This window comes from Litoreibacter roseus (genome assembly GCF_009811795.1).
Lineage (GTDB): Bacteria > Pseudomonadota > Alphaproteobacteria > Rhodobacterales > Rhodobacteraceae > Litoreibacter > Litoreibacter roseus.
In genome coordinates, this window is the sequence record NZ_BLJE01000019.1 from 1 (window position 1) to 1938 (window position 1938).

Below are 1938 nucleotides of genomic sequence, written 5' to 3' on the forward strand. Positions count from 1 at the left end.
TGATTATTGGAAAATTCATTGAAGTCGCAAAGCGATAATGTCACCTATGAGCAATTCAGAAGTGTCACTCTCCTCGCAAAACGATGTGAGGGTGAGCGGACATGGGATGGGTGATGATGAGCGAGCGCGAGCTGAACCGCGTGGAAGTACTGGCGCAGGTCGATGACGGACGGCTCAGTGTCGACAACGCAGCAAACATGCTGGACCTGACGCGAAGGCAGATTTTCCGGCTGTTGCAGCGGTTTCGCCAGGACGGTGCATCCGCGATCCGGCACAGGTCGCGTGGACGTGCGCCGAACAATCAGTTTCACAAAGCCAAACGCGACTATGCGCTGAGCGTCATCAAGGAGCAGTATCCGGATTTTGGGCCGACATTGGCGGCTGAGATGCTGGCCGAACATCACGGGTTCAAGGTTTCGCGTGAGACAGTGCGCAAGTGGATGGTCGAAGACGGCCTCTGGTTGTCCCGCAAACAGCGTCGCCAGTTTCATCAACCGCGGCTGCGCCGGGAATGCTTTGGTGAACTCATCCAGATTGATGGCTCGGATCACCGTTGGTTTGAAGACCGCGCCCTGCCCTGCACCCTGCTGGTCTTCATCGATGACGCGACCAGCACCTTGATGGAACTGCGGTTCGTAAAGTCGGAAAGCACGTTCAGCTATTTTGAGGCTCTGGAAGGCTATCTGCACAAGCACGGCCGTCCGGTTGCGTTCTACAGCGACAAACACACGGTCTTCCGCGTGGCAAAAGAAGACGCCAAAGGCGGTGCACGGATCACCCAGTTTGGACGTGCCTTGAGCGAACTCAACATTGAGATTCTTTGCGCCAACTCAAGCCAGGCAAAGGGTCGTGTCGAACGCGCGAACCGGACATTGCAAGACCGGCTTGTGAAGGAACTTCGGCTCGCAGGCATCTCGGACATGGAAGCTGGAAACGCCTATCTTCAAGGGTTCAAAGACCGTCACAACGCCAAATTCGCCAAGGCCCCGGCCAGGCCCGACAACCTGCACCGCGCGCTCAATGTCGAGCCGGATCGGCTGGCCGATGTCCTGTGCTGGCGCGAGAACAGATATGTCGGTAAGCAGCTGACATTTTCCTACGACCGGAAACGCATCATGCTGGAAGAGAACGACATCACGCGCGGCCTCGTCGGCAAATACGTGGACACCTACGCCTTTGTGGATGGCCGGTTCGAGGTGCGGTCCAAAGGCCGCTCCCTGCCCTACAAAATCTTCGACATGGATCAGCGCGTGACCCACGCGGCGATCACGGACAACAAGCGCCTGAGCGCTGTGCTCGAACATATCAAAGAGATGCAGGACGCGGCGCCGCCAAAGCCGAAGGTCCGGACAAACTCAGAGAAGATGGGCTACAAACCGAACGGACGACGGCAAGGCAGACCGTCCGGTTCACGGGCCAAAAACAAGACTGATTTGTCTTACGATCAAGTCATACCGCCACAATGTTAGCTACCCAATCCGGCGCGTTTAAACCGCTTTGCTGCATTCCCCGCTCTTATTGCGGCGACAAAACTTGCGGCAACCCACAGATAAGAAATTGGCGCAGGCGCCAGACCGACATCAAATAGGTTTTGAAGCAACATCACTGCTGCAGGCAACGCGAACCCAATCAGGAAAAACTCAAGGGCTCTGCGCCGCCAGGCTTGGCGACACTGTTCAATTTCTGATGTTCGTGTCTTTGGTTTCATTTCAACGATCGGAGCTTTGCCAACGCCTAAGTTGGAAGATCAACTACATCACCGCCCGACCATACATGTATGAAAGCATACTCGTAATTCCAAACATCAGCCCCGCAAGGCTTTTCAGCCCTGCGATGTTTGCGGTCTCCGGGCCGCTAAGCCTTGCTACCGAAGCACCCGGCGGTGACACTTCTGCTTTGCAAACCCGGTGACATTTCTGAATGGTGTTTACATTCATT

At 55.6% G+C, this 1938-nt stretch carries 2 protein-coding genes; one reads left to right on the forward strand and one right to left on the reverse strand.

What is annotated here, in order from left to right; genetic code table 11:
* The first annotated feature begins 101 nt into the window (after window positions 1–101).
* Window positions 102–1469: an ISNCY family transposase gene (locus KIN_RS22140; RefSeq protein WP_159811259.1), complete on the forward strand. Its 1368-nt coding sequence runs from the start codon at window positions 102–104 to the stop codon at window positions 1467–1469.
* Between the two features lie 282 nt (window positions 1470–1751).
* On the opposite strand, the gene KIN_RS22310 is transcribed toward KIN_RS22140, so the two are convergent.
* Window positions 1752–1938: hypothetical protein (locus tag KIN_RS22310; RefSeq protein ID WP_207710163.1), on the reverse strand; the 187-nt coding region annotated here is incomplete at its 5' end.